The 20,366-nt window shown below is 76.8% G+C and carries 19 protein-coding genes and 1 pseudogene; 6 read left to right on the forward strand and 14 right to left on the reverse strand.

Annotated features, from left to right (window positions below):
- From ABT093_RS34495 to ABT093_RS34540, 10 genes and pseudogenes are all read right to left on the reverse strand, one after another.
- Positions 1-1,614 (reverse strand): annotated as a pseudogene (locus tag ABT093_RS34495) (hypothetical protein); the annotation flags it as partial.
- Complete coding sequence (locus ABT093_RS34500; RefSeq protein WP_350571077.1) at positions 1,611-2,966, reverse strand: baseplate J/gp47 family protein; 1,356 nt, start codon at positions 2,964-2,966, stop codon at positions 1,611-1,613. The pseudogene ABT093_RS34495 and the gene ABT093_RS34500, both read right to left, overlap by 4 nt.
- Positions 2,959-3,450 carry a hypothetical protein gene (locus tag ABT093_RS34505; RefSeq protein WP_350571079.1) on the reverse strand — a complete coding sequence of 164 codons (492 nt, stop codon included), beginning with the start codon at positions 3,448-3,450 and terminating at the stop codon, positions 2,959-2,961. The genes ABT093_RS34500 and ABT093_RS34505 overlap by 8 nt, the downstream gene beginning before the upstream one ends.
- Entirely contained in the window at positions 3,447-5,096 is a 1,650-nt protein-coding gene (locus ABT093_RS34510) for a hypothetical protein (protein ID WP_350571080.1), read from the reverse strand. Before ABT093_RS34510 ends, ABT093_RS34505 begins: the two co-directional genes overlap by 4 nt.
- Positions 5,093-5,533 (reverse strand): hypothetical protein, encoded by a 441-nt coding sequence (locus tag ABT093_RS34515; protein WP_350571082.1) that lies wholly within the window; start codon positions 5,531-5,533, stop codon positions 5,093-5,095. Before ABT093_RS34515 ends, ABT093_RS34510 begins: the two co-directional genes overlap by 4 nt.
- A gap of 94 nt (positions 5,534-5,627) precedes the next feature.
- Positions 5,628-6,155, reverse strand: a complete 528-nt coding sequence (locus tag ABT093_RS34520; protein ID WP_350571083.1) for a hypothetical protein — start codon at positions 6,153-6,155, stop codon at positions 5,628-5,630.
- 13 nt (positions 6,156-6,168) lie between these two features.
- On the reverse strand, positions 6,169-6,315 hold the full coding sequence (locus tag ABT093_RS34525) for a hypothetical protein (RefSeq protein ID WP_350547294.1): 147 nt from the start codon (positions 6,313-6,315) through the stop codon (positions 6,169-6,171).
- 110 nt (positions 6,316-6,425) lie between these two features.
- Positions 6,426-6,857 (reverse strand): hypothetical protein, encoded by a 432-nt coding sequence (locus tag ABT093_RS34530; protein WP_350571084.1) that lies wholly within the window; start codon positions 6,855-6,857, stop codon positions 6,426-6,428.
- Between the two features lie 35 nt (positions 6,858-6,892).
- Positions 6,893-8,032: a hypothetical protein gene (locus ABT093_RS34535; RefSeq protein ID WP_350571086.1), complete on the reverse strand. Its 1,140-nt coding sequence runs from the start codon at positions 8,030-8,032 to the stop codon at positions 6,893-6,895.
- A gap of 133 nt (positions 8,033-8,165) precedes the next feature.
- Positions 8,166-8,912, reverse strand: a complete 747-nt coding sequence (locus ABT093_RS34540) for a hypothetical protein (protein ID WP_350571087.1) — start codon at positions 8,910-8,912, stop codon at positions 8,166-8,168.
- 275 nt (positions 8,913-9,187) lie between these two features.
- Between ABT093_RS34540 and ABT093_RS34545 the strand changes: the two genes are divergently transcribed.
- The 4 genes from ABT093_RS34545 (at position 9,188) to ABT093_RS34560 (ending at position 11,486) form a co-directional block, all read left to right on the forward strand.
- On the forward strand, positions 9,188-10,060 hold the full coding sequence (locus ABT093_RS34545; RefSeq protein ID WP_350571088.1) for an AfsR/SARP family transcriptional regulator: 873 nt from the start codon (positions 9,188-9,190) through the stop codon (positions 10,058-10,060).
- A 319-nt stretch (positions 10,061-10,379) separates the two neighbouring features.
- Positions 10,380-10,544 (forward strand): hypothetical protein, encoded by a 165-nt coding sequence (locus ABT093_RS34550; protein WP_350571089.1) that lies wholly within the window; start codon positions 10,380-10,382, stop codon positions 10,542-10,544.
- A complete protein-coding gene (locus ABT093_RS34555) occupies positions 10,541-11,050 on the forward strand; it encodes a GNAT family N-acetyltransferase (RefSeq protein ID WP_350571090.1) in 510 nt (169 codons plus the stop codon). The genes ABT093_RS34550 and ABT093_RS34555 overlap by 4 nt, the downstream gene beginning before the upstream one ends.
- A gap of 55 nt (positions 11,051-11,105) precedes the next feature.
- A complete protein-coding gene (locus tag ABT093_RS34560) occupies positions 11,106-11,486 on the forward strand; it encodes a hypothetical protein (protein WP_350571092.1) in 381 nt (126 codons plus the stop codon).
- Positions 11,487-11,523: 37 nt separating this feature from the next.
- Here ABT093_RS34560 and ABT093_RS34565 read toward each other — a convergent pair whose 3' ends face one another.
- The 4 genes from ABT093_RS34565 to ABT093_RS34580 form a co-directional block, all read right to left on the reverse strand.
- Entirely contained in the window at positions 11,524-13,815 is a 2,292-nt protein-coding gene (locus ABT093_RS34565) for a hypothetical protein (protein ID WP_350571093.1), read from the reverse strand.
- Positions 13,812-14,522, reverse strand: a complete 711-nt coding sequence (locus tag ABT093_RS34570; RefSeq protein WP_350571094.1) for an ABC transporter ATP-binding protein — start codon at positions 14,520-14,522, stop codon at positions 13,812-13,814. The genes ABT093_RS34565 and ABT093_RS34570 overlap by 4 nt, the downstream gene beginning before the upstream one ends.
- 260 nt (positions 14,523-14,782) lie before the next feature.
- The gene (locus tag ABT093_RS34575; protein ID WP_350571096.1) at positions 14,783-15,292 is read right to left on the reverse strand and encodes a MarR family winged helix-turn-helix transcriptional regulator; all 510 of its coding nucleotides are present in this window, start codon (positions 15,290-15,292) and stop codon (positions 14,783-14,785) included.
- A 59-nt stretch (positions 15,293-15,351) separates the two neighbouring features.
- Positions 15,352-16,314 carry an RICIN domain-containing protein gene (locus ABT093_RS34580; protein WP_350571097.1) on the reverse strand — a complete coding sequence of 321 codons (963 nt, stop codon included), beginning with the start codon at positions 16,312-16,314 and terminating at the stop codon, positions 15,352-15,354.
- Positions 16,315-17,142: 828 nt separating this feature from the next.
- Here ABT093_RS34580 and ABT093_RS34585 point away from each other — a divergent pair.
- Together ABT093_RS34585 and ABT093_RS34590 are read left to right on the forward strand one after the other, a co-directional pair.
- Positions 17,143-19,644: an ABC transporter permease gene (locus tag ABT093_RS34585; RefSeq protein WP_350571098.1), complete on the forward strand. Its 2,502-nt coding sequence runs from the start codon at positions 17,143-17,145 to the stop codon at positions 19,642-19,644.
- 56 nt (positions 19,645-19,700) lie between these two features.
- The gene (locus ABT093_RS34590) at positions 19,701-20,351 is read left to right on the forward strand and encodes a tetratricopeptide repeat protein (protein WP_350571099.1); all 651 of its coding nucleotides are present in this window, start codon (positions 19,701-19,703) and stop codon (positions 20,349-20,351) included.
- Positions 20,352-20,366: the final 15 nt, after the last annotated feature.

A 20,366-nucleotide genomic window follows, 5' to 3' on the forward strand; every position in this document is an offset into this window, starting at 1 on the left:
AACAGCCGTTCCTCCCGGCAGCGGGCCGGATCGATCAGCAGCACTCCGGAGTTGAAGTACTCCTGCCCGGGCGGGATGCCGAGCCTGGGCCGTCCCCGCGCCGTCCGGCGCCCAGGCCCGCAGCGCGGCGGCCAGGCCGTCGCCGAGCACGGCGTGGGTGCGCTCGTCCTGCCGGGCGGCGTACCGGGCCCGCAGCAGGTCGGCGTCGAGGTCGACGGCCATGCCGTGCAGCGGCAGGTGGGAGACGAACAGGCGGTCCTCGGCGAGCCGGTGCACGGTCGCCAGGCCGCAGGGGGCGAGCAGCCAGCGGCCGTCGGGGTCGTCGGCCGGGTCGGCGGGCGGGCGCAGTTCGGCGATCAGCGCGCGGATCTCCGGGGCGACGGACGGGTCCACGGCCGGGCCTGGGGCGCGGAGCCGGGCGGCGAGCGCGGTGAGTTCGGCGGCGGTGAGCGGGGTCAGGTCGGCGCCGACGCCGAGTTCGTAGCGGCTACCGCCGGCCGCGTCCTGGACCCTCAGCACGGTGCCGGGCGCGGCGAGGCCGAGGGCCCGGCGGCAGGCCGCCAGCCGGACCAGGGCGGCGGCCAGGCCGCGGGCCAGCGCGGGCCGCACGGCGGCGCGGTCGGCGAAGGTCCAGCCGGTGCGCAGGGCGGCGCGCAGCTGCTCGTCGCGGGCCCGGCGGTCGGCCGACCGCGGCCGGGCGGCGTGCACGGCGTCGCCGTCCGGGCCGGGCTGGACCAGGTGGACGGCACGGACCTGGTCGAGCACCGCGAGCCGGTCGGCCTCGCCGCCGGGGGCGACCACCCGGAAGGCCATGGCCAGGCCGTTGGCGCTGTCCTCGACGCCGAACGGCGCGGGGACGGCGAACCGGGCCAGCGCCCCGCCCTCCCCGGCCGCGCCGTTGAGCAGCCCGGCCAGGCCCTGCGGCGAGGGGACCGCCCAGGGGCGCAGCACGGCGAGGCGGGCCCGGTAGTCCTCGTCGCCCTCCCGGGCCGGCTCGACGGCGGCGCCGTCGGGGCGCACGGTGAGGCGCTCGGCGAAGCGGGGCGCGCCCAGTTCGGCGCCGAGGCCGTCGAGGGCTCCGGAGCGGGCCCCGGTCAGGGTGCGGGAGGCGGCGATCTGCCGGGCGGTGCGGCGGATCTCGGCCTTGGGCGCGCCGAGCACGTACAGCAGCCGGGCGGTGGTACCGGCCAGGCAGCGCACCCGCAGCAGGTCGGCGGCCTCGGCGGCGGGCAGCGGGCGGGCGGTGCCGTCGCCGTCCAGCCAGGCGGCGGCCAGTTCGAACGGCGCGCCGGGCGGCCAGGTAGCGCCGAGCGGAAGCGGGCGCAGCGCGTCGGCCTCGGTGTACGGGGCGATCAGCAGGGGCGGCAGGGCGGTGCCGGCCACGGTGGCGGTCAGCCGCAGGCCGCGTTCGGCGAGGTCGCGGCCCGCTCCGGCCAGTATCAGCGGGCGGCCGGGCCCGGCGGGCAGCCGGCCGGTGAGGCGGCCGTCCGCGGCGGTGAGCGGGAGGGGCTCGTCCTGCACGGCGGCGCGCAGCGGGGCGGGCAGGTGGTCCGCCATGGCGCGGTGGGCGGCGGCGGGGGCCTCCGTGATCGTGGGGATCGGCGGGGAGGTCACTGGGTGAGCCCCTTCGCGTCCTCGACCAGCACGGCGATCTCGTTGGCCGCCAGCCGCAGGTTGGGGCCGGCGGCGGGCGCCGCGGCGGCGCCGAGGGCGGGCGGGTACTTGGCGAGCGTGAGGCCGGCGACGTCGGCGATGCCGGGTTCGGCCATCATCGCGGCGAGCACCGCCGCGTGCCGGACCTCCTCGCCGAAGCCGAGCCCGTCGACGTACTCGGCGACCCGGGTGAGCAGCCGGGCCTTCAGCTGGTCGGGCGGGGTGGTGGAACCGCGCAGCACCAGCCGGGCGGAGAGCAGCACGCCGACCTCGACGGCGGGCTGGATGCGCGGCACCACGCCGAGCGGGCGCAGGTCGTCGATCGCCTTGCGGACGGCGTCGTGGAGTCCGCCGCCGCCGGGGCCGCCCCAGATCGCGGCCGGGGTCGGCGCCACCAGGACGTTCAGCCCGAACGGGCTGGCCGCGGTGGCCTCGTCGCCGAACAGCCGGTCGATGAAGTTGCCGTCGAGCGTGCCGAAGATCGACTGGTGGATGTCCAGGCCGCCGTAGACGTCGCTGACCTGGACCTGGCGCACGCCCGGCACCAGCGCGGCGGCCAGCCGGATCGCCTCGGCGTTCCACAGCGAGCGCGGCGCGCGCAGCAGCAGTCGGCGGTAACGGTCGTCGGGCCAGTGCCGTTCGCCGCCGGTGAGCCGGGCGGCGGCGCCGTCGATCTCGATCTCGGCGCCCGCCCTGCCCGGACCGGCGAGGAACTCGGTGCGCCAGGGGTCCTGCGGGTTCCAGGTGGTGATCCGCTGCTCGGTCCTGGCCGGGTCGAGATTGCCCTCCGGCCCGGGGCGGAAGGCGACCACCGGGACGGTGACCTGCCGCTGCTGGACGGAGAGTTCCGCCCGGGCGTCGGTGGCGACGTCGTCGCCGCGCGGGGTCAGCAGGCGCACCCCGCGCGGCACCACGACCGGCGCGGACGGCGTGCCGCGCAGGGTGAGCCGCAGCTCGCCGGCCGCCTCCAGGTACGGGCGGGGCAGGCCGAGTTCGGCGCCGAGCGCGGTGAGCGCGTCGCCGCCGGCGGTGGAGACGAAGGCGTCGTCGTAGGAGCCGGCCAGGGCCGACCAGGTGCGGGCGTCCTCCAGCGCGGTGACCTCCAGCAGGCGGCGGATCACCGAGCCGGGGCCGAGGTCGAGGTCGGCGCCGAACACCTCGCGGGCCAGCTCGAAGCGCTCGGTCACCAGGCGGGCGTACGGCTTGGGCACGAAGCCCCGGTCGGTGACCCCGTACAGGGCCTCACCGGGCTGGAGCTGCTGGTCCGCGGCGGACGGGGCGGACGGGGCGGTCGGGGCGGACTGGTCAGGCACGCTGCACTCCGGTGGTGAGGGTCACCGGCAGCACCGCGCCGGTGTCGGTTTCCAGGACCGCGCCGACCACCAGGGCCCGGTCGGCGCCGGACGGGTCGTCGACCCGGACGTCGAGCACACGCCGCACCCGGGGGTCGCGCCCCAGGACGGCGAGGACGGCGACCCGGATCCGCTCGCGGACCAGCTCGGGGGTGCGCTCCTCGGCGAGCACCCGCAGGCCGTCGAAGCCGAAGCCCCGGTCCAGCGGGTCGGTGCCGAGCGCGGTGGTCAGCGCGAGCCGCACCGACTGCAGGACGCAGTCCGGGCCGGTGACGGCGGCGAGGTCGCCGTCGCGCAGCTGCAGGTCGGCGGCGAGCGGGTCCGGCACGGGCGGGTCGCCGGCGGTCGTTCCGGCGGTCGGTCTGGTCGTCGCTCCGGCGGTCGTTCCGATGACGGGCGCGGGCTCGGCGGGCGGCCCGACGGCGAGGTTCCAGGCGGCGGTCATCCGGTCACGTCCATGTGGCCGGTGACGGCGACCTTGACGTTCTCCGCCTTCATCGCGATGGTCTCCTGTGCCTCGAATCGCAGGTTCTTGCCGGTGAGCGTGATGGTGCCGTCGGCGGCGATCACCACGGACGCCCCGCCGTCGGCGTGCTCGATGGTGACGGCGTGTTCGGTGCCGGCCCGCTCGGGGCGCACGCCCGGGCCGTGCAGCGCCTTGCGCCCGACCCGGACGGTCAGCTCGCCGACCTCGATCACCCGGTTGCCGTCGGCGTCGGTCAGGTCGTTGCTCGCGCGGTCGCCGGGGTCGGCGCCGGGCCGGTCGTCGGCGACCCGTTCGCGCTGGCCGGCCGGGACCGCGGCGGGCAGGTGCAGCCACCAGTCGCCGGCGCGGGCGGCCGGGCCCTCGCCGTCCCGCCACAGCGCCCCGACGTCCACCGCGTCGTCGGCGCGCTCCCGCCGGGGCACCAGCAGCACCCGGGTGCCGGGGTAGCGCGGCAGCACCAGGCCGTACCGGCCCCAGGCGAACGGGGTGGCGTAGCCGACGCCGGGCAGCCGGTCCGGCTCGGTGCGGGCGGTGTCCAGCCGGCGGTGCTGCATCGGCTCGCCGTCGCCGGGCGCGAGCCCGCGCCAGACGGTGGCGGTGGGCCCGTCCGCGCCGCGCACCTCGGCGGCCTCCGGCACGGCGGCCCGCGCCGCGGCGGCGCGGCCGAGGCCGGCGACGGCCCGGGCGGCCGCGGCGGCCGGGTCGGCGGCCGGCTCGGAGCGGAGGGTGACGCGCTCGGCGGCGCCCGGCCGGCCGTCCCAGGCCGCGTCGGGCCCGGTGACGGCGACGGCGGCGACCACCGTGGTGAAGCCGTGCACCCGGTCGAGGGTGTGACGCACCGCCGTGACGTACAGTGGCCGCGCTCCGGCACCGGGGCGCACCAGGTCACCGGGCAGCAGCCGGGCGTCACCGGGCAGTCCGAGCCGGACGGCGGGGCGGTCGGGGCGGGCACCGGCCAGTTCCTCGGCCCAGCGCGGCCGCACCTCGTGGACGGCGACCAGCGCCGCCGGGCGGGCGCCGAGGTGCAGCACCCCGTCCCGGAACAGCGCGAGGGCGCGCCCGCCCCGGCCGTCGTGCTCGGCCAGCGCGCGCTCCAGGCCGGCCAGGTGCTCCAGGTGGCTGGGCCCGGCGGCCAGCGGTCCGCCGCGGACGGCGGCGCCGTGCGCCTGTACGGCCACACCCGCCCGGCGGCCCAGCTCGGCGGCCTGGGTACGGTGGTCGCCGGCCGGCACCGGGGTGCGGCAGGCGGCCGACAGCCGGTGGTAGGCCTCGTCGATCCCGTCCAGCCGCAACTCCGGCCCGTAACGGCCCTGGTGGCGCACCGTCCGCTCGACGACGGCCGCCGCCACCCGGGCCGCCGGGTCGAACGGCCGGGCGGCGTCCGCGCCGTGCAGGAACAGCTCGGCGACCAGCGGTCCCGGGCCGGCCGCCAGCCGGTCGGCGACGGTCTCGGCCAGCCCGCGCACGGTCAGCCGTACGGTGGCGGCGGCGAGGCCGGACGGCAGCGACGCCTCGGCCCGCAGGGTGACCACGCCGCGGGTCTGCGCGCCGGACAGCTCCAGCGGCGCGGCTCCGCCGGTGATCCGCAGCGCCCAGTCGCTCACGACGCACCCCCGAGGTCCCACCAGGCGAGCGTGATCCGGGAGCCGTGGCGGCCCGCGCCGCGCACCGATCCGGCCCGCAACTCCCAGTCCAGCAAAGCGATCTCGGTGGCGAGCCGGGGCGATCCCGGCAGCTCGACGGTCCGCCGGGCCCCGGCGGTCAGCGGCAGCGCGCCGGCGTACCCGCCGCTGACGCGCAGCACCAGGCGGAACGCGCGGCCCGGGGCGGCGGGGGTGCTGACCACGGCGGCGGGGCCGGCGGCGTGCCAGGTGTCGGCGCGGCCGAGCACGGCCACCACGAAGACGCCCAGCTCGGGGTGGAGCGGCAGGTACTCGGGCAGGCCGCCGTCCAGCGCGGCCTCGACCACGGTGGCGCCGGGCGGCAGCGGGTCGGGCCCTGCGGGGGTGAGCAGCCGGAGGATCGGTGCGGTGGGTCTCAACGGTGTCCCTCCCTCGTCGGGCGGTCGGTGGGTCGTCGGGGCGCCGGGTCGGTGACGGGCCGGGTCTGGCCGGTCGTGGGCCGGAGCGGGCCGGTCATCGGCGGCCGTCCCGGTCGCGGTGGCTCTCCCAGTCGGCGAGCGCCGAGAGGCCGGCCGCCGCGGCGCCGGTCAGGGCGTCCGCCCCGCCCCGCCAGGTGGGCGCGTGGACGAGCGTGAGCGAGACCTCGACGACCTCCCGGCGTTCGGCCCGCTCGGCGAAGGAGAGCGAGACGATCCGCAGGTCGGTGCGGATGGTGGACTCGGCCAGCAGGGTCAGCCGCCGGGCCGGGGCGGCCGCGGTGAGGCCGGCGGTCGCCGCCCCTGTGACGGCCGGCCCGGCGGCGAACGCGCCGGTGCCGGTCTCGTACTCGGCCAGCGCCTCCAGCGCCGCCCTCCAGGCGAACCGCTCGGCGCCGACCAGCAGCCCGGAGACCATCACGGTCTCCCGCGGCTCGGCGGGCCCGGTCCGCTCGTACTGGTACTGGCGGCTCAGGTCCAGACTGGTCACCGCCCACAGGGGCACGGTGGCCAGCCCGTCCGAGAGGACCAGGGACGGCGGCCCGTACCGCTGGAAACTGGACACGATCGGTTCCCCCTCAGTCCCGGCGCGGGGCGGGGTCGAGCGCCTCCAGCTGGGCGGTGAGCCGCTCCAGCACGAGGTCGGCGATGGCCTGGTGGTCGACCTGGGGCGCGTGCGCGACCTCGATCTCCACCGGGAAGTGGTAGTGCGCGGCCTCGGGCACGTGCGCTCCTCGGTTCGTGGCGGGTGGCGGGTGGCGGGTGGCGGCGGTGCGTGGCCGGCGGCCGGGTGCGGCCGCCGGCCCGGCCCGTGGGCCGGCGGGCTGCCGGCCGGTCAGGGGATCGCGACCGCCGGCCCGGACTTGCCCTCGACCTTCGCCGCGAGCGAGAAGCCCGAGAAGGTCACGGTCGGCGCGCCGGCGATGCTCGCCGACTGCGCGGAGGCGGTGACCACGCAGTCCGACATGACCACGGTCCGGAAGGACCAGTCGGTGCCCGACTGCTCCTGGAGGACGATGTCGAAGCGGCCGCCGCGCAGCGCGATCGCGGTGAGTTCGGCGGCGGCGGGCCCGATGGCCTTCACCGTCATCGAGAAGTTGACCTGCGACGGCTGGTAGACGACGCCGACGTGCGTCGCGCCCAGCGAGTGCAGCGGCTCGGCGTTGAGGTTGAAGGTGGTGGACATCGAGTCGATCGGGGCGATCTCGGCGCTCTTGCCGGCGTCGTCGATGTACGCGACGGCCAGGCGGGTGTTCCAGTCGGCCATGGTGGCGGGCTCCCAGGTGTCCTCGGCGGAAGGGGTCAGTAGGTGACGGCGAGCTTGACGTGCAGGCGGTGCACGGCCGGGCCGTAGGTGATCGAGGTCTGGACGTCGACCGCCCGCTGCTCGCGCGCGGCCCGCACGGTGTCCTGGTCGGCCTGGGTCCACTCCGTCTCCGGGCGGCCGAGGACCTCCAGCACCGGGATCCGCACCTCGAATCCGGCGATGACCGACGCGCGCAGCAGGCCGCCGAGGATGCCCTCGGTGCGCTGCTTGAGCATGGTCAGGCCGGTGCGGGTGATCCGGGCGTCGCCGACGCCGCCGATCAGCCCGGCGCGGAGCAGGAACTCCACGTGGTCCACCACCCGGCGCAGGTCGATGTACCCGTACGCGGGGTCGGTGGTGAAGGTCTGACCCTCGGCCAGGTGCAGGCCCTCCCCCGCGATCAGCGCCGGGTCGATCACCGGGTTCAGGCCGGCCCTGGAGAGCTCGATGATCTCCGACGGCCCGTACTGCTTCTCCTTCGGGATCCGCACCCCCTTGACCTGCTTGAGCAGCAGCGAGGCGTGCGGCGGGTGGGCGGCGATCACCGCGGCGGTGGCGGCGGCGACGTCGCCGTCCGCGCCCCGGGCCGCGACCAGGACCATCCGGCCGCTGTCGCTGCGCAGCTTGAGCAGCGCCGGGGTGAGCACCTTGGCGACGTAGTCCGGCGCCTTCTCCGCCTTGGGGTCGATCATGGCGACGCCGATCCGGCGCAGGCCCTTCGCGGAGATCTCCTCGACGTGCGCGCGCAGCGCGAGCAGGCCGGCCGGCGGGGTCTCGGTGCCGGCGTCGGTCACGCCGGCCAGGCAGACCACGGACACGTCGTCGACCGCCTCCAGGGCGGCCAGTCCGGCGGCGTGCTCGGTGCCCTTGACCCGCACGCCGTAGACCTTCTGCGGCACCCGGTCCTGGGTGAGGGCGAGCAGCAGCGCCTTCTGCAGCACGCTGTCCTGACCGAACAGGGCGCGCACCTCGTCCGGGGTGGTGACGACGTACGGCACGTTGACGGCGGCGGTCCCGCCGCTCGCGCCGTCCGGGGTGGTGCCGACGATCGCGATCACCCCGCTGGAGGGCTGGACACGGGGCGTCAGCCCGGACTTGTCGATCTCGATGTCGACGAAGGGGTACGCAGTGGGCATGGCTTTCCTCTCCTGCTCTCCGGCCGGTGAACCGGGCGGTGGAAGCGGTCGGTTCCGGGGATGTCACGGCGGACGGTCGCGTGGGGCGGCCGGCTCAGGCGGCCGGCTCAGGCATTCGGCTCAGGCATTCGGCTCAGGCGGCCGCGGCCTCGGGGACGACCAGCAGGGCGATCCCCTGGGCGGCCAGCAGCCGCCCGGCCGCCGCCGCGCGGGCCGCGCGCTGTTCGGCGGGGCCCGCGGCGGTGGAGCCGCCCGGCCAGTCCGGGTCGTCGAACACCGCGGGCGGCACCAGCCAGCCGACCTGCGCCCGGCCGCGCGGCGCCAGCGGCACCGTCCCCGGCCCCGTCCCCAGCACCGCCGCCGTACCGAGCGCGCCCAGCGCCCCGGCCAGCGCCCGGCTCTCGGCGAGCAGGTCGGCCGGCCGTACGCTCTCGCGGACGAGCAGCGCCACCAGCACCGGCAGCACCACCGGGCGCGGCGTCCCGGCAGCCGGCGCGTAGCGGACGGTCAGCTCCGGCCCCTCGGCCGGGGCGAGCGGCGCGGCGTCCACCGCGTCGACCCGGCCGCCGCCGGCGGCGGTGCGCACCGTCACGCCGCCGCGCCACAGCGCGTCCGCCGTGGGCCCGCCGAGGCCGGTGAGGGTGAAGCGCCCCTCCTGCCGGGCACCGCCCGGCGCGGACCAGCCGCCCTCGGCGGTGACCGGGCGCTCCAGCCGCACGCCGAGCCGCAGTTCGGCGAAGTCCGCCCGGTAGGGGCCGGTCACGCCGGCCGCCGTCTCGTAGCCGGCCGCCACCAGGTTCTCCAGCGACCGCTGGTCGAACAGCCGGTCCCGCTGCTCCGGATCGGCCAGTCGCACCAGGGTGCGGTCGCGGAAGTCCATCTCGTCCCCCTCGGTCGGCCCCGGCCGCTCGGTCCGGGCGGGGCTCCGTCATCCACCACAGAGCGTGGTCGTCGCCGCGTGCAAAGCACGTGCAACCCACGTGCATCGACGCGCGTAGGTGGGGAGATGCTGGGCAGGATGGCGGTGCATCGTTGACGAAGTCTGCACACGGTCAAACGTTTAGTCGCTGTTGAGTGGCCGTCTACGCGCAGAGAGCACGCTACTCGCCCACGGTCCGAGCACCGGGACACGAACGACGCGGAGGGTGGCACAGCGTGAGCGGCAGAGCGGATGACGGAGCAGGTATCGGGGCGGGCGTCGGGGCGGGCGTCGGGGCGGTCCGGACGGACGGGGCCTGGGAGTTGTGCGCGCTGGGCCCCCTGGAGGTCCGGTACGACGGCGAGGCCCTGCCGATCGGCGGCGCCCGGCAGCGGGCGGTGCTCGCCACCCTGCTGCTCTCCCCCGGCCGCCCGGTGCCGGTCGGACCGCTGATCGACAACGTCTGGGGCGGGCGGGAGCCCGCGAGCGCGCTCAACACCCTGCAGAGCTACGTCTCCCGGCTGCGCACCGCCCTGGCCCGCCCGGGCGACACCGGCGGATCGGCCCCGCGGCTGCTCGGCGGCCCGTCCGGCTACCGGCTCACCGTCCAGGACGACCAGCTCGACTACCGGCGCGCCGGGAAGCTCCTCGACACCGCCCGCGCCTCGCTCACCGCCGGCGACGCGGCCGCCGCCCGCACCTCGGCCCACCAGGCGCTGGCGCTCTGGCGGGGCCCGGCACTGGGCGAGCTGCAGGACCTGTCCGCCTTCCAGTGGGAGGCCGCCCGACTGGACGAGGTCCGCCTGGGCGCCGAGCAGTTGGTGGCCGAGGCGGACCTCGCGCTCGGCCGCTCGGAGGAGGCGGTGGCCCGGCTCTGGCGGCTGGCCGCCGGCCACCCGCTGTGGGAGCAGCCGCAGGCCCTGCTGATGCGGGCGCTCTACCGCACCGGCCGCCAGGCGGACGCCCTCGCCCTCTACCGGCGGACCCGCGGCCGGCTCGTCGGCGAACTCGGCATCGAGCCGGGCGCGGAACTCGCCGGTGTCCACCGCGCGATCCTGCGTCAGGACCCGCTCCTCGGACGCGTGCGGCGCGAACCCGCGCGGCCCTGACCGGAGGCCGGCGCGCGGTCTGCCCGATCGGGCAGTGTGCGACGGCCCGGCGGGGGCCGTGCGGGCGGCGCGCGTTGACACTCCAGTTGGTCTAGTCCACCGTAGTCGAAGGCCGGGCCTCGACCCGACGGAGGCCCGGTGAACGCGCTTGCGATCAGCGCGAATTCACCGCGTCCCGGGTTCGCTTTCCCCGGCGGACCCGGGACGGTCGACGAGGTGGGGGCGGCCCCGGACCCGCCGCGGACCGGCGCCCCCGAGGCCCGGCCGCAGGGTCTCCCATCGTCCGACGACCCATCAGTTCACCCATCGGAGAAGCGGCATGAGAAGAATCTGCCTCGCCCTGCCCACCACCCGGGCATACGCCGTCGAGCACGTCGACGCCGCGGTGCACCGGCCGGCCCTGGGCTCCTCCGATCCGTCCGGACATCCCGAACACGGCGTGCCGCCGGTCGAGTTGGCAGCCGCCGAGGCGGTGATCGGATGACCGCCCCCAAGGTCGCCGACGTCACCTTCCGCCGTCTCGCCGAGGACGACTGGGACACCGTGGTCGAGCTGGAGTCCGCCGCCTACACCGCCGACGGCCTCTCCGAGGGCCGCGAGGCCCTGTACTCCCGGGCCCAGGCCTCCCCCGAGACCTGCTACGTCGCCGAGCGCGACGGCAAGGTCGTCGGCTACCTCCTGAGCCTGCCCTACCCGCTGTACCAGTGCCCCGACCTGAGCAGCCCCGAGCAGGCCGCCTTCGACTCCACCAACCTCCACGTGCACGACCTCGTCATCACCGAGGAACTGCGCGGACGCGACCTCGCCCTCCGCTTCATCCGCCACCTGCGCGACGAGGCCCGCCGTCGCGGCTTCGACCGCATCTCCATGGTCGCGGTCCGCCGCACCGACATCCTCCTCGCCCTCCTCGGCTACCGCGCCCACCGCGACGTCACCGTCCCGCCCTGCTACGGAGCCCGCGCCGTCTACATGTCGATGCCGGTGGAATGACCGGACGAGCCCTTCGGCCTTCCCAGGCCGTGGCCTCGCCGGTGATCCTGTACGGATGCTGCTTCCCGAGACCGCCGCACAGACCGACCTGATCGAAGTGGTCCGCATCACCGCATGGCCGGACTCCGGCACCGTGGTCGGCGATGTCCTGGACGTCCGGGTGGAGGAGCAGGCTCGGCAGACACTGAACCTGGTCTCCGCACTGCCGGGCGACGAGCTGCGTCGCTGCTTCACGCCCGTCTACGCCGTTCGGGCTCACAGTTCCACCGATCTCCTCTTCGAGATCGCGTTCTGCTTCCGCTGCCACGGCGCCCTTCTCCTGGGGCCCGGCATCCCGTCCGGGCTACGGGGCGTCCAGGGTTTCGATCCGGACAGCGAGCCCGGACGCGAACTGCTCGACCTCTTCCGTACCTGCGCCGGTCCGCCCGGCGCGTAGGTCCGGCGCGACGGCCGCACGCGGGTGACCGCGGGCCCTAGCGATAGGGCGTCCGCAGGGTGGCCCAACTACTGGCGGCGGCGGCGAGGACGACCACGCTCATGCCGGCCCCCGCCGCGAGGAGGTAGGGAAGGCCGCTGTCGAGGCGGTCCTCGTTGATCCGCAGATAGGTGACGGTGACGCCCGTGGAGGCGAGGGTGGCCAGGGCCACGGTGAGGGCCGCAGCGACCAGGGCCTCGGTGAACTGGACGGCCGTCAGCCGGCCGCGGGCCATGCCGAGGGCGCGCAGGGCGAACCACTCCCGGCGGCGTCCACCGTCCTCGGCGACGGCCAGCAGGGCGCCGAGGACGGTGACGGCGGCGGAGGCGGTCAGTCCGAGCAGGACCCAGCTGCCGGTGCTGTCGAGGACTCCCGACAGCTGGTAGGAGTTCTCCAGCCGGTAGGCGGGTGAGGAGGACACCACCCAGGTCCTGGCCTCCTCCCAGGCTGCCGCGTCCACGGCGATCCGCATGTAGGCGGCGGTCTGGAACGGGTCGCCGAGCTCGGCGAGGGCGGGGTCGTCGGGCGGCAGCACCATGACGGCCCAGACCGGCGTGTCCTGGTCGGCCGGTAGGTCGAGCGTCGTCGCGACGGGTGCGACGCTCGTCTGTCGGGTCCGGTCCGCGGAACGCAGGAGCAGGCCCCCGCCCGCGTCCGGCCGGCCTTGCGCTTGCGCTGCCGGCTGCCCGTCCCCCGCCGGCAGGGGAGCGGCCCGCAGCATCATCCGGCCGCCGGCGCAGTCGGGCAGCGGCCGGGCGAAGAGTTCCTCCAGCCGGCGGCAGTCGGCGACGAGCGCGGCGTGCGCGGGGCGGACGGCCCGGTCCTGGTCGGGTGACCACAGGGCGACGGCGGGGACCAGAGCGTGGACGGCCGCGGGGGGATCCGCCAGTCGCAGGGGAACGACTTCCAGGGTCTCGGCGCCGGCGAGCAGGTCGGTGTGGCCGGCGGCGCGCGCCTGGGCGACCCAGGGCAGGTGGGGCTGGGCCATGACCTGGGAGACCGGCTGGGCGGCGCCGACGGCGAAGACGGCGATCCCGACCATCCCGGCGACCCGGAAGCGGGACTGCGGGTCCGCCGCCAGCCGTCGCATCGCCAGCAGCCACACCACGCCCGCCTCCACCCGCCCGAGGAGCCGGGCCAGTTGCTGGCCCACCCACGCGGCGGCGCTGGGCAGGCCCGCGCAGAGCAGCACGATCGCCGCCCACAGCAGCGGGTCGCGCGGCTTGTGCCGGGAGTAGGCCACCGCCAGGAGCAGCAGTCCGGCACCGAACAGCAGCGCCACCCAGGGGCTGGTGAGCCGCACCGGCCGCAGGAGCCGCACCCCGCGCGAGGCGCGGTCGGAGCCCGAGGCGGTGGCCGCGCCGAGGGCTCCGGCGAGGACGGCGACGCCCAGGACGATGAGCGCCGACCGCCCCGCCGGCACCCGCAGGTCCGCGCCGAACAGCCAACGGCCGGTGAGCGGGAGGGCGAACATCTCCGGCAGCAGGAACGGCCAGGCGAGCGCGGCGGCCAGAGCGCCCGCCGCGACCGGCGCCGCCGTCTCCAACGCGCCGGCCGCCCGGGCGTGGGCGGCGGGCAGGCCGAGCAGGCGCAGTGCCCGGTAGCGGGTGGTGCGGACCTGGCGGCCGAAGCGGCTCGCGGTCAGGACGAGGGCGAAGGCGGGCATGACCAGGAAGAGCATGGAGCCGAGCGCCGGGTACCAGCCGGACCCGGACCGGCCCGCCCTGCCGAAGCCCGTCAACGGGCCCTGTAGGGTGCCCAGTTCCTCGGGTGTGACGCCGAGGTAGGCGATCAGTTGGCCGGCGCTGCCGACGGCGGCTGCGGGAAGGACCTCGGTGTCCGTCCCGGCGAACCACTGTCCGAGGGAGGCGGGGGCGCTACGGATCAGCCGGTCGAGTGCGGGGCTGACCAGGGCCTGCCCGGGGCGGGGCCAGGCGGTGACACCGGGCGGGAAGGGGCCGCGGTCGTGTGGGTCGGCGACCCTCACGATCTTGACGGTGTGGCCGCGGTAGCGGTGCTCCAGTTGACTCCAGCCGGTCTCGGGCACGTCGGGCCGGCTGAACACCGGCACTCCGCCGTAGCCAGGCTGCGGGCCGAACAGCGGCTCCACCGCGCCGGAGCGGGCGTTCTCGCGTCCCTTCACTTCCGCCGCGCCGACCGCGGCCAGCACCCCCAGCGCGGCGACCACCCCGGCCAGGGCGAGCAGGACGACCCGCCGCCGCGCCTGACGGGACAGCAGCGCCCGCCAGGCGACCGCCGGCGCCGCGGGCACGGTGGTTGTCGGCCTCATGCCGGCTCCACCACCCGTCCTGCGGCCAGCACCACGGTGCGGTCGGTACGCGCCGCCAGGTGCCGGTCGTGGGTGACCAGCACCACCGCCGCCCCGTGCTCCCGGGCCCGTTCCAGCAGCAGGCCGAACACCACCTCGGAGTTGCGGTCGTCCAGGGCTCCTGTCGGCTCGTCCGCGAACACCACGTCCGGGCGGTGCACCAGCGCCCGCGCGATCGCCGCCCGCTGCAACTCGCCCCCGGACACCTCCCCGACCGTCCGGCGCCCCAGCCCTCCGACCCCCAGCGCCTCCAACTGCTCACCGGCCCTCCGCCGGGCCTCCGCGGCCCGCGTCCCCTGCAGGCGCAGCGGCAGGGAGACGTTCTCCAGCAGGGTCAACTCCGGTACCAGGTCGCCGAACTGGAAGACGAAGCCGAAGTGCGAGCGGCGCAGCTCGTCACGCTGACGGACCGTCATGGTCTCGACCGGCCGATCGCGGAACAGCACGCTGCCACTGTCGGCGAGCAGGAGCCCGGAGAGGCAGTGCAGCAGGGTGGTCTTCCCCGAACCGGAGGCCCCCACCACGCCCACCACCTCGCCGGGGTCGACGCTCAGATCGACGCCCGCCACGGCGGCCGCCGGGCCGTAACTCAGATGCAGGGCCCGGGCTCGCAGCACTGGTGGCACGCGTTCACTCCTTGCGCGGACGGGCGATGTGGCCCGGTTCATGGGTGCGCATACACGCTATGCAGTGCCGGGGGTCACCAGAGGGAGCTTTCCAGCCGTCGCCGGGCGTCCGTTCGGACGCGGGCGAAACGTGCACGACAGGGGCGTATCCGGCCGGAAGCGGTGGGCGGCGCCCTACGGGCGCGCGGCGGTCCCCGCCCGGCCCCTGGCCACGGCGGTGGCCCCGGCCGGTTCCCGCCGGGGCCGTCAATGGCCCGAAGTGGTGCGGTCTTCGGCAGCGAGGCCCGGCGGCCGGGCGGGGATCAGCCGCCGGCGGCCTGGCCCGGAGAGTCGGCGCCGGCCGGGCGCGGGCCGCCGGCGCTCTGTTCGTAGGCCTCGATGGTGCGGACGAACAGAGCGCGTTCCTCGGGGGCGAGCGGGGCGAAGGCGGCCCGCCAGGCGGCCGCGCCGTTGGCGAGCCAGCCTTCGATGGCGGCCCTGGTGTCGGGCTCCTCGGTGATGGTGACGATGGTGCGCCGGCGGTCGGCCGGGTCGGCCTTGCGCTCCACCACGCCCTGGCGGCTGAGGTCGGCGACCATCAGGCTCACCGTCGTCGGGGCGAGCTGGAGGCGGGCGGCGAGCCGGTTGACCGGCATCGGACCGTCGAACAGCAGGAAGGAGAGCATGGAGAGATGCCGGGGCGCCAGGTTCGCCGAGCGCAGTTGCTCGGGCACCGGCGTGCGCTTCAGCCGCGCCGCCACCCTCGGCATGAACAGCAGCATCGCTCGGACCGCCTCGTCGGCGCTCAGACCGCCCCCGGGTGCCGTGGACATCCGCTCGCCCCTCCTCTCGTCGCCCCCACCGTACCGGAACGGCCCTGGTCAGGGGTGTCTCAGGGGTTGGTGGTGATGTCCGGGACGGCCCTCGGGGAGGGCACCGCGTCGAAGTGGAACACCTGACCGGTGCCGGCCGGCTCGCAGGCGAGTTGGACCACCGGGGCGCGCTCCGTCGCGGCGGCCCCGCCCGGCGCCGTCAGGCAGAGACCGCTGTGCTGCGGCACGATCCGGAAGCCGCCGCCCGGGACCGGCTCCAGCCGGAAGCGCTCGGCGGTGCCGCGCCGGCCGCAGTAGTCGTCCTCCGCCTGCGCGGCCGAGCGGGTGCTGCCGTTCTCCACCCCGAGACAGCCGTAGCCGAACACCGGGTGCAGCGAGCGCAGCCGGACCACCCCCTCGTCCAGCGGCTCCAGGGAGTACACCGGGACGGCCTCGGCGCAGGCCGTCTGGAAGACACGGCCCGAGCCCTCGTCGTCGCGCTCGGAGAAGCAGAGGCCCGAGGCCTCCGAGCGGATCCGGTAGGTGCCGGCCGGGGGCACGCTGCGGTCCGGCGCCGGCCGGGTGGCGGTCTCCGCGTCCGCGTCCGCCAGCAGGTAGCCACCGCCGCCCAGCAGGGCCGCCGCCGTGACGGCGGCGAGGGGGAGCAGCCGGCGGCGGGAGCGGCGCGCGGGCGGCGGTACGGCGGGGGCGGCGGGGGCTTGGGCGGGCTCGGCCGCGATCCGGTGTCGCGCCGCGAGCCAGGCGTCGGTGTCGGCCTCCAGCCCGCAGGCGTGCAGGAAGGCCAGCAGGACCTCCGGCCTCGGCAACGCGTCGCGGCGCAGCAGGTCGGCCGCCGTACTGCGCGGCAGCACCTCGCCGCGCTCGGCCGCCCGTTCCTCCAACTGCCGGAAGGACAGCCCCGATCGCTCCTTCAGCCCGCGCAGCAGTGCGGTGAACTCCGCCGCGTCCCGGGCGTCCTGCGGCTTCGCGCCGCCCCGCCCGGCTCCCTGCTCGTGGTCCCCGTCCCAGCCCTGGTCCCGCATGCGGCCGATCCTCCCCGAGCAGCACCCGGCCGGGCAAGACCACCTCCGACCGCCCTCGCCGCCGCGTCCCGGACACCCGGCCGACCTGCCCGGACACCCGGCCGCCCGTCCGGGACGCCCGACTCCCTGGCGGCGGAACGCCATTGTCCGGCAACGTCCGTGACACCCCGGCCCGCGCTCCGGGCGGACGCCGTCACGGGGGCGGCCGTACGCCCGGCGCGCGGGCCGCCGGGGCAAGGAAGCCAGGGGCCTGCCCGGGCGGCCTCGCCCCCCGACACCTTCACCCGCCGCCTCCCCCTCTTCTGACCTCGCGCCCCCTGCAGAAGCACCCCCTCACCGGAGCAGGAAGTCGACCCACCCGACTTCCCACTCCACGACCACCCGCGCACGCCGACCCCGAGAAGCCGAAACGTTTCTCCTCCGGAGCCGAGGGCCGCTCACTCGATCCCCCACGCATGCCGCCCCCCGGGGCGCAGAAGCGTTCCCTCCCCGGAGCGGGAAGTCGACCCAGCCGACTTCCTGCTCCCCGGCTGCCCGCGCCTGCCGACCCCCCGATTCGCAGAAGCGTTTCTTCTGCGGAGTGGGAAGTCGGCCCGTCCGACTTCCCGCTCCGGGGCCGCCTGTGCGCCCCGGGGCCTCGGGGGTGGCGTACGTCTCCAGGAGGAGGCGGACGGTCCCGACCTCCGCCACCGGTTTGATCATGAATAGGACCTCCCGGCCTACCGGCCGGTACCGCCCGCCTCCTAGGCTCGAACCGTTCACCGCCACACCGCCGGTGACCAGCGACAACGGGCCGGGATCCGGCCGTGCGACGACAGACCGGGAACGATGACCACCTACCGCCACACCCTCGCCGAACTCCGCGGGCAGCTGCGCCAACTCGTCCTCAGCGGGGCCGCCATCGCCCTTGGCGTCGCCTTCCTCATCGCCTCGGTCAGCGGCAGCGGTGCCCTCGTCGACTCCTTCAGCCAGACCGCCGCCGCCGAGGTCGGCCCCGGCGACGTCCAGATCACCCGCCCGGCCACCGGCGCCGCCCTGGACACCGCCGCCGCCGAGCGGGCCCGGCAGGTGCCCGGAGTCGCCGCCATCGCCCCGCGCCTGACCGGCCGCGGCGGGCTGCTGACCGCCGACGGCCGCCCGCTCGACGCGGACGCCGTCGTCAGCGCCGTCGCCGCCGACCCCGCGCTGCGCTGGCAGCTCCTCAAGTCCGGGCAGTGGCCCACCACCCCCGGCGAGGTGCTGCTCGACGCCGACACCGCGCAGCGCCTCGGCGTCCGCCCCGGCGCGGACGTCCGGCTCACCCGGGCCGACGGCACCCCCGCCACCGCCCGGCTCACCGGCACCCTGGACGGCCGCGGCGCACCCAGCCTCTCCGGACACCCCGTCATCGCCGTCCCGGAGCAGGCCGTCGCCCGGTACTCCGCGGGCGCCGTCGCCGAGCGGCTCGACGTCCGCCTCGCCCCCGGCGCCTCCGCCACCCGCGCCGTCGACGCGCTGCGCGAGGCGCTCGCCGCCGACGGCACCGCCCCCGAGGTGCACACCCGGGCGGCCTCCGTGCAGAACGCCACCCGGGAGAGCCGCACCCTCTACGGCGTGGTGCTGATCGCCGCGCTCTCCTTCGTCCTGATCGCGCTCGCCGTCGCCCGGATGGTCGTCGGCAACACCTTCACCGTCGTGCTCGCCCAGCGCACCCGCCAGCTCGCGCTGCTGCGCTGCGTCGGCGCCGACCGCGTCCAGGTCCGCCGGCTGATCCGCCGCCAGGGCCTGCTGCTCGGCGTGGGCGCCTCGGCCGCCGGCGTGCTGCTCGGCCTCGGTGTCTGCGCCGCCGGCCAGGCCGTCGCGGCCACCGCAGACCTCGGCCCGGTCCACCTCTCGCTCACCCCCTCGCCGCTGGTCTGCGCCTTCGCCGCGCTCTTCGGCGTCCTGCTCACCCTGCTCGCGGTCCGCGGCCCCGCCAAGGCCGCCTCCGCCGTCCCGCCGATCGCCGCGCTCGCCGGCGCCGGACACGCCGCGGCGGGCGGCACCGGGGCCCGGGTCCGGGCCACCGTGTGGGCGGTGTTGCTGCTGGTGGCCGGCACCGCCCTGGTCGTGGCCGGCGCGCTCGCCGCGCCGCCGCTCTCCCTGCTCGCCGTCACCGTGGGCGCCATCGCGAGCTTCTTCGGCGTCCTGCGGCTCGCCCACCGGCTGCTGCCCGCCACCGTCGCCCTGCTCGGCGCCCCGGCCCGCCGCCTCGGCGGCACCGCCGGACGCCTCGCCACCCAGCAGCTGCGCCGCAACCCGCTGCGCACCGGCGCCACCGGCTCCGCCCTGCTGCTCGGGGTGACCATGATGGTCGGCGCCGTCACCGCCCTGGAGATCACCTCCAACTCGCTGGTGTCCGTGGCCTCCGCCCGCCAGCCCGGCGTGTTCTCCGCGACGAGCGCCGCGGGCGGCGCCGTGCCCGCCGGGGCGCTCACGGCGCTCGCCGGGGAGCGTGAACTGTCCGTCACGCCGGTGTACTCGGCCACCGTCCGCGTCGACGGCCGCGACACCGTCATCGCCGCCGCCGACCCCGCCCGGCTCAACCCCGACGCCGACGACGTCGACCGCGCCCGCGCCCTGACCGACGGCACCGCACTCGGCGGCCTCGACGGCGGCCGCACCCTCACGGTGACCGGCGCCACCGGGCGCCCCGATACCACCCTGCGCGTCGAACCCGGCCGCAGCGCCCTCCCGTTCACCCTCCAGAGCGGCGCCACCCTGCTGGTCACCCCGGCCACCCTGGAGCGGATCGCCCCCGGCGCCCCCGCCACCACCGTCTGGATCGCCCCCGCGCCCGGCACCGGCCGCCCCACCGCCCTGCGCGCCATGGACCGCGCCCTCGCCGCCCACCCGCGGCTCACCGTCACCGACACCGCCGCCCAGGCCGAGACGCTGCGCTCGCTGCTCGACCGGATGATGCTGATCTCGATGGCCCTGCTCGGCTTCTCCGTCGTCATCGCCGGCCTCGGCGTCGCCGCCGCCCTCGTCCTCAGCATCGACGAACGCGCCCGGGAGATCGGCATGTTGCGTGCCATCGGGATGTGCCGCACCCAGCTGCGCCGGATGCTCACCCTGGAGGCGCTGCTGCTCTCCCTCGCCACCGCCCTGCTCGGCACCGCCCTGGGCGTCGGCTACGGCTGGGCCGCCGCCCGCTCCGTCACCGCCACCCTCGGCACCCTCGGCGGCCCGCCCGTCCTGCTCGTCCTCGCCGCCCTCGCTCTCACCGTGCTCACCGGCCTCGCCGCCGCCGTCCTCCCCGCCCGCCGGGTCGCCCGGATGACCGCCGTCGCCGCCATGCGCACGACCTGACCGCCAACGCCGCCATGTGCACCACATGACCGGCGCCGCCGTCCTAGGATCGGCGCATGACCAGGGACATGCGGATCGAGCAGGCCGAACTCCGGTACGAGAACGCCGTGTTCGGCGGGGATGGCAGCGGGCTGGCGGAGGCGGAGCGGGAGCTGGACGGGGTCGAGGCGGAACTCGCCCTGGCCCGCGGGAAACTGCTGCACGCCCGCTTCCTGGCGGACCGGGTCGAATACCCGCGCGAGCTGGAGCTGTTCGAGCGCGCCGCCGGGCTGTACCGGGAGCTCGGCGACGCCCGGGGCGAGGGCGAGGCACTGTTCTGGGCCGGAACGTTCCACCAGGTCGTCCGGGACGACGCGCCCGCCGCGCTCCCCGCCCTGGAGCGCGCCCTCGCCCTGGCCACCCGCGGCGGGGACCTGCTGACGATGTCCTACGCGCTGCGGCACCTCGGGATCGCCGCCCACACCGCCGGGCGGCCGGACGAGGCCCGCGAGCGGCTGGAGGAGTCGACCCGCCTGCGCTGGGAGCTGGGCTTCCTGCCCGGCGTGGCGGCCAACCTGGTCGGCCTCGGCTACCTCGCCGCCCAGCAGGACCGCCGGGAGGACGCCGCCGCGCTGCTCGAAGAGGCGACCGACCTGGCCACCGCCGCCGGGGCCCACGGCATCCTGCGCCAGGTCGCCGACGCCCGCAAGGACCTCGGCCTCCCGTAGCGACGGAAAACCCGT

Origin of the sequence: Kitasatospora sp. NPDC002551 (assembly GCF_040296005.1) — a bacterium.
GTDB lineage: Bacteria > Actinomycetota > Actinomycetes > Streptomycetales > Streptomycetaceae > Kitasatospora.